We start from the raw sequence: 7,002 nt of genomic DNA, 5'->3' as shown, positions 1-7,002 counted from the left end.
GCCCCCGGCGCCCACCGGGCCTGGCCGCACGGGCTCAGCCGATCCAGCCCAGGTGCAGCGCCCCAGGCACAGGCCCGCCATGAGCAGCCACAGCGCCACCGCCTGCGCGAGCGGCCGGAGCCCCACGGCGCGCAGCGTGTCGCGCGTCAGCCCCGCGCCCAGCAGGAACAGCGTCACGACGAGCACCTGCCGCGCGACGGCGGCCACGCCCTGCCCCACCGGCTTGAGCACCGGGAACACCGTCACCACCGCGGCCGCGCCCAGGAACCCGGCGATGAACCACGGCCGGCGCACCTTGCCCTTCACCGCGTCGCCTTCACGGCGCTTCCACGCCGCCAGGCCCACCGTCAGCGGGAGGATCCACAGGGCGCGCGCCAGCTTCACGGGGGTGGCCACCGCGAGGGCCTCGGGGCCGTAGCGCAGCGCCGCGCCCACCACGGAGCTGGTGTCGTGGATGGCCATCGCGCACCACAGCCCGAACTGGTGTGGCGTCAGCCCCATCGCGTGGCCCACGACGGGGAAGACGAACAGCGCCACCGCGTTGAGCAGGAACACCGTGCCCAGCGCCACGGACGTCTCGTGCTCCTGGGGCCGCAGCACCGGCACCACCGCCGCGATGGCGCTCCCGCCGCAGATGGCCGTGCCCACGCTGATGAGCAGCCCCGTCACCCGGGGGACGCCCAGCAGCCGGGCGAGCCCCACCCCCAGCGTCAGGCACAGCGCGATGCCCACCACCGTGTAGCCCAGCCCCTCGCGCCCCGCGGAGAGGACGGCGCCCAGGTCCATGCCCGCGCCCAGCCCCACCACCGCCAGGGACAACAGCCGCGGCGTCAGCTTGCGCGTCGTCGCGACGAACGGATTGCCCACCGTCATGGCGACGCCCAGCCCCGCGAGCAGCGCCAGGCCCGTGGAGACCACGGGAAGCAGGCACACCGCCGCGCCCAGCGGCAGGAGGACGTGCCCGGCCGTCCACGACCGGGACCGGGCGACAGGGGCCAGCGGAGGCGTTTCCATGCGCCAGGACATGCCCCTGGCGGCCTCCGGACACCAGATGGCAGAAGCGATGGGCTATCAGCTTTCTGGATGGCTCCCGGAGATGTGCAGGGACAGCTCGCTCGGAGTGAGGACTTCACAGCCGTCGCGGGTGACGAGCACCGTGTGTTCGAACTGGGCGGACAGGCTGCCGTCCGCGGTTACGACGGTCCACCCGTCCGGCATCATCCGGATCTCCGGGCGGCCCAGGTTCACCATGGGCTCGATGGTGATGACCATCCCCGACTTCAGCGTGATGCCCGTGCCCGCCTTCGCCACGTGCGGCACGTGCGGCTCCCCGTGCATCTGCCGGCCGATGCCGTGGCCGCCGAACTCCTCCACGATGCTGCACCCCTCCGCCTTCGCCAGCGCCATCACCGCCGCGCCAATGTCCCCCAGCCGCGCGCCGTGCCGCACCACCGACACGCCCACGTCCCGGCACCGCCGCGCCACGTCCACCACGTGCCGGGCGTCGGCGGACACCTCGCCAATCATGAACGTGGCGGACGTGTCGCCGTGGAAGCCGTCCAGGTGCGTCGTCACGTCCACGTTGAGGATGTCCCCGGGATTCAGGACTTCATCCGTGCGCGGGATGCCATGGCACACCACGTGGTTGCGGCTGGTGCACACCGTGGAGGGGAAGCCCTTGTAGCCCAGCTGGCTCGGCGTCCCACCCCGCCGCGCCGTGTCCTCGCGAACCCACGCGTCGATGTCCGCCGTCGTCACGCCCGGCCGCAGCCGGGAGGCCACGTGCGCCAGCGTGCCCGCCGCCGCGCGGCCTGCGAGCCGCAACCGCTCCACTTCACTGCCCTTGAAGAGGGGAATGCCCATGCCGGGCAAGGTGGCATCCGCCCTTCCAGAACGTCCAATGCTGTTCTGGCATCACGCGGGCGCGTGCACGGCGCGCGCGTCTCGCGCTACCCTCGCGCGCGTGAGCATCACGCACCTCCAGTCCTTCGTCGCGGTGGCGGAAGAGGGCCATGTGGGCCGGGCCGCGCGCCGGCTGCACCTCACCCAGCCGCCGCTCAGCCGTCACATCCTCGCGCTGGAGGACGAGCTGGGCACGCCCCTCTTCGAGCGCGTCCCCAAGGGCATGCGCCTGCTGCCCACCGGCGAGGCCCTGCTCCACCACGCCCGCCGCATCCTCGAAGAGGTGGAGGTCGCCGCCCGCACGGTGCGCGAGGCGGCCGGGGGCTCCCGAGGCTCCGGAATCCCCAAGCCGCCTCCCGCCTGACACGCTCTACGACCAGGCGGCCATGCCGCCAATGCGGCGCAGCATCAGGATGGGGCCGTCGTCCATGCGCCGGCCGCGCAGGTCAATCTCGCAGTCGATGACCCAGTCCCCATGGCCCTCGGGGTCCATGATGCGCTGCTGGGCCTCCCACTGGCGCGTGCCCGCCTCCTTGAGCTGCGTGTTCGCCGGCTTGCGCGCCTGGGGCGTGAGCACCACCAGCTTGTGCTCCTCGAAGTACGGCGCCATGGCCTGCTCCAGCTTCGGCGCGGTCCACTCGCCCAGCGCGTTGTCCAGCATGCCCAGCGCGTCCAGGTACCTGCGCTGGCCCAGCGCGCGCAGCAGCCGGTGCAGCTCCTCGCGCACGCGCGCGGCGAAGGCCTTGGGGTCCTCCGTGAGCTCCTTGGGCTTGAGGTCCACCACCGGCTTCACTTCGACCGGGGCCTCCGGGTTGCGCATCCGCTCCCACTCGTCCAGGAGGCTGGAGTCCACCTGCCGCAGCGTCGCGCGCAGGTGGTCGATGATGTCGTCCAGGTCCTCGTTGCGGAACTTCTCCGGCACCGTCTGCACCAGCGACTTGTAGACGTCTCCCACGTAGCGCAGCAGCACGCCCTCGCTGCGCTGCAGGCCGTACTCGCGCACGTAGTCGTGGAAGGACATGAAGCGCTCGAACATGTCCCGGACGATGGACTTGGGGCGGATGTTCTCCTCGCCCACCCACGGGTGCTTCTTCGCGAAGGCGTTGAAGGTGCCGTAGACGAACTCGCGGTTCGGCTTGGGCCACTCCAGCTTCTCCAGCTCCTCCATGCGGTCGTCGTACTCCACGCCCCGCGCCTTCATCTCCTGGATCTTCTCCCCCTTCAGCTGGTGCAGCTGCGCGTACAGCACCACGTCCGGGTTCTCCAGGATGGACTCCACCAGCGTGACGACGTCCAGCGCGTACGTCTCCAGCGTGGGGTCCAGCAGCTCCAGCGTCTCGTGCAGGTACAGCGACAGCGTGTGGTTGAGGCTGAAGTCGCGCTGCAGGTCCTCGGACACCTCCACCGTGGCGGAGTGCTTCTCCCACTGGACGACCTTCACGATGCCCGCGTCGCGCAGCGTGCGGAAGTACATCGCCGCGTCCTTGAGCAGCTTCTTCTTCGTGTAGTCGGAGCTGTGCGAGCGCATCACCAGCTGCACCAGCCGCTTGTAGCCGCCGCTGCCCTCGGTCTTGTCGCTCTGGAGCAGGTTGAGCAAGAGGCCGTGGCTCACGTCGAAGCGCGACTCCAGCGGCTCCGGCAGCCCGTTCTGGAGCCGCTCGAAGGTGCTCTTGTCGTACTGCACGAAGCCCTTCTGCGGCGGCTTCGCCTTGGGCGACTTCTTCTTGCCCGCCGCCTCCTTCGCCGCCTGGCGGATGTTCTCGATCATGTACTCCGGGGCCTGCGCCACCACGCTGCCCTCGGTGTCGAAGCCCTTGCGGCCCGCGCGGCCGGCGATCTGCTTGAAGTCGCGCACGCTCAAGGTCGTCAGCTTCTCGCCGTTGAACTTGAACAACTGCGTGAAGAGCACCGTGCGGATGGGGATGTTCACGCCCACGCCCAGCGTGTCCGTGCCGCTGATGACCTTGAGCAGGCCCTGCTGCGCCAGCTTCTCCACCAGCAGCCGGTACTTGGGCAGCAGGCCCGCGTGGTGCATGCCGATGCCGTGGCGCAGGTAGCGCTGGAAGTCCTTGCCGTAGGGCGTGTCGAAGGGGGCGTCCAGGAGGGCCTGGCGGATCTCCTCCTTCTCCTCCTTGGTGTTGAAGTCCACGGACATCAGATTTTGCGCCTGCTCGGCCGCGGCCCGCTGCGTGAAGTTCACCAGGTACACGGGGTACTTCCCGCGCGCGATGAGGTCCTGGATGGTCTCGTGCAGCGGCACCTCGCGGTAGTCGAAGTCCAGCGGCACGGGGCGCTCGGAGCTGCGCACCGTGGCCACCTCGCGGCCGGTGAGCTTCTCCAGGCTCTGCTCGATGACGTGCGTGTCGCCCAGCGTGGCGGACATCAGCAGGAACTGCGTCTTGGGCAGCGCCAGCAGCGGAATCTGCCAGGCCACCCCGCGGTCCTTGTCGGAGTAGTAGTGGAACTCGTCCATCACCACCGCGTCCACGCGCGCGGAGGCGTCGCGCAGCGCGAGGTTCGAAAGGATCTCCGCCGTGCAGCAGAGGATGGGCGCCTCACGGTTGATGGACGCGTCGCCCGTGAGCATGCCCACGTTCTCCGGGCCGAACGCCTTGGAGAGCGCGAAGAACTTCTCGTTCACCAGCGCCTTGATGGGGCACGTGTAGAACGACACCTTGCCCTCGGCCATGGCCTTGAAGTGGAGCGCCATGGCCACCAGCGACTTGCCGGAGCCCGTGGGCGTCTTGAGGAACAGGTGCTTGTCGCTGAGGAGCTCCAGGATGGCCTCCTCCTGGGCGGAGTACAGGCTCAGGCCGTTCGTGGCCACGTAGCTCACGAAGCGGTTGAGGATCTCGTCGGCATCGAGAGGGGGCTCACCGGGCTTGGGCAGCAGGGCGGCGAGCGGGGCGCGGGTGTCGGCGGAGGCACTCATCGGGCCCGACTCTAGGGGTTGGCGCCCGGTCCCCGGGAAAAATCACGCGTCCCGCGCCCTCTCCGGTGCCCGGACAGGCTTCCTGCCTGCCCGGCCTGTGCACCCGGGCACAGTGGCAACGGCTCAGGCGCGCATGGCCGTGAGCGGAGGTCCTCCCCATCCTGCCCCCGCGACATTCACGGGGGGTTGGACATGCGGACAGCGAAATTCTGGGTGGGGACGGTGCTGGCGGGTGCGCTGGCGCTTGGCTACGGGTGCGGGAGCGACGCGGAGAATCCCACCCCGCAGGAGGCAACGCAGCAGAACCCGGACGCGGGGACCGACGCGGGCGTGCTGCTCACGCTCACCGACGCGCAGATCGCCCGCGTCCTGCAGGTGGCGAACGCCGGTGAGGTGATGCTCGGGCAGTACGCCGCGCCGCTCGCCACGGACCCGGCCATCCGCGACTTCAACCAGCAGATGGAGACGGAGCACACCGCCGTCAAACAACGGCTGGATGCGCTGCTCGCGACCGAGGGCATCGTGCCCGAGGACTCCACGCTGAGCCTCCAGTTGCAGCTGGAGGTCCAGCAGATGATGGAGGCGCTCAGCGGCCCGAACGCGCCGCCCGCGGGCACCGCGCGCGACCTGGCGCTGATCAGCGCGCAGGCCGCCGCGCACGCGCGCGTCGCCTTCATCGGCGACAGCCTGCTGACGACGCAGGTCACCAACCCGGCCCTCCAGCAGGAGCTGCTCGCCGAGCGGCAGGCGGTGCAGATGCACCTCGACGAGGCGACGAACCTCCAGTCCGGGCTGGTGCTGCCACCCGCGACGCCGTAGCGCGTTCCACTGCTGGCTTTAATTCGGCTCGGGCTCTCAAAACATGAGAGCCCGAGCCCCTGCGCATGACCCGTGGGGGAGGATTCGACCCGGGTGCTTTCCAATCGTGTCGGCCCGGTTTAGTAGGAAATCGGACCGCCGATGCGAAAGCCCACCGAACCGACCTCCGCGCAGTCCGAGCCGTTGACGACGGGACGGATCCTGCGAGCCACGTATGAGATTGGCACCGTGCTGGGCAGGGGCGGCATGGGGGCGGTGTTCCTGGCCCGCCACCTGCGTCTGCCGGGCAAGCAGGTCGCCATCAAGGTGCTGCACGGCGCGGAGGCGCTGTCGGAAGAGGTGGCGGTGCGCTTCCGGCGCGAGGCGGAGATCGCCTCCCGGCTGGGGCACCCGAACATCGTGGAGGTGCTGGACTTCGACACCCTGGAGGACGGCACGCCCTTCATGGTGATGGAGTACCTGCGCGGCGAGGGCCTGTCGCGCCGGCTGCGCAAGCAGAAGCAGCTGCCCCTGGAGGAGGTCGTCTCCATCGCGCGGCAGATGGGCGCGGCGTTGCAGGCGGCGCACCGCGCGGGCGTGGTGCACCGCGACCTGAAGCCGGGCAACGTGTTCCTCGTGCCCACGGAGGCCGGCGGCGTCGTGGGCGAGCGCGTGAAGCTGCTCGACTTCGGCATCTCCAAGCTCGTGGACTCGCGCACCGTGCAGACGCTGGACTCGGTGCTGATGGGGACGCCGCAGTACATGGCCCCCGAGCAGGCCATGGGCCAGAACAGCAACGTGGACGCGCGCACGGACCTCTTCGCGTTCGGCTGCATCGTCTACGAGATGATCGCCGGCCGCCCGCCCTACTCCGGCGACAACGTCGCGGAGCTCATCTACCAGATCGTCCACCTGGAGCCGCCGCCGCTCTTGACGCTGGCGCCCCGGACGCCGCCGCACGTGGTGGCGGCCATCTCCCGCGCGATGGCGAAGCAGCCGGAGGACCGCTACCCGGACGTGGGCAGCTTCATCCTGGAGCTGACGGGCAGCCCGCTCCAGACGCTCGCGGAGGCGAAGCTGGAGCGCGCGCGCCCCTCCGCCCCCACGTCCCCGCCGCGCCCGCCGGATCAGGAGGAGCACATCCCCACGGTGGGCATGCGCCCCCACGCCGGCCGCGATGCGTCTCCCACCGGCCCCCAGACGGCGTCCCTGCCCGGGCAGCCCCTGGCCCGCCCCCGTCCGAAGTGGCCGGTGGCCGTGGCCGTGGGCCTGGCGGTCATCATCGCGTTCGCCGTCACCTTCTTCTGGAAGAGCGCGCCCCCGCCACCGTCGTCGCGGTGAATCCGCCGGCGCCCACGGCGCCCGTCGCG

Annotated in this window: 6 protein-coding genes; 3 read left to right on the top strand and 3 right to left on the bottom strand. The window is 70.5% G+C overall.

The genetic code is table 11. The features are described from left to right. Together ACLEQD_RS33495 and map are read right to left on the bottom strand one after the other, a co-directional pair. Positions 1–1,026: YeiH family protein (locus ACLEQD_RS33495; protein ID WP_410389629.1), on the bottom strand; the 1,026-nt coding region annotated here is incomplete at its 3' end. A 45-nt stretch (positions 1,027–1,071) separates the two neighbouring features. Then, entirely contained in the window at positions 1,072–1,863 is a 792-nt protein-coding gene (map, locus tag ACLEQD_RS33490) for a type I methionyl aminopeptidase (RefSeq protein ID WP_410389627.1), read from the bottom strand. Positions 1,864–1,963: 100 nt separating this feature from the next. Between map and ACLEQD_RS33485 the strand changes: the two genes are divergently transcribed. Further along, positions 1,964–2,266: a LysR family transcriptional regulator gene (locus tag ACLEQD_RS33485; RefSeq protein WP_410389631.1), complete on the top strand. Its 303-nt coding sequence runs from the start codon at positions 1,964–1,966 to the stop codon at positions 2,264–2,266. A gap of 6 nt (positions 2,267–2,272) precedes the next feature. On the opposite strand, the gene ACLEQD_RS33480 is transcribed toward ACLEQD_RS33485, so the two are convergent. Further along, on the bottom strand, positions 2,273–4,834 hold the full coding sequence (locus ACLEQD_RS33480; protein ID WP_410389625.1) for a DEAD/DEAH box helicase: 2,562 nt from the start codon (positions 4,832–4,834) through the stop codon (positions 2,273–2,275). A 192-nt stretch (positions 4,835–5,026) separates the two neighbouring features. Here ACLEQD_RS33480 and ACLEQD_RS33475 point away from each other — a divergent pair, with 192 nt between their 5' ends. Further along, a complete protein-coding gene (locus ACLEQD_RS33475; protein WP_410389623.1) occupies positions 5,027–5,653 on the top strand; it encodes a DUF4142 domain-containing protein in 627 nt (208 codons plus the stop codon). 141 nt (positions 5,654–5,794) lie between these two features. Further along, positions 5,795–6,973 (top strand): serine/threonine-protein kinase, encoded by a 1,179-nt coding sequence (locus tag ACLEQD_RS33470; RefSeq protein ID WP_410389621.1) that lies wholly within the window; start codon positions 5,795–5,797, stop codon positions 6,971–6,973. Positions 6,974–7,002 lie beyond the last annotated feature (29 nt).

The organism is Corallococcus sp. 4LFB (genome assembly GCF_046520365.1).
Taxonomy (GTDB): Bacteria; Myxococcota; Myxococcia; order Myxococcales; family Myxococcaceae; genus Corallococcus; species Corallococcus caeni.
This window is presented reverse-complemented; position numbering and strand designations above follow the sequence as displayed.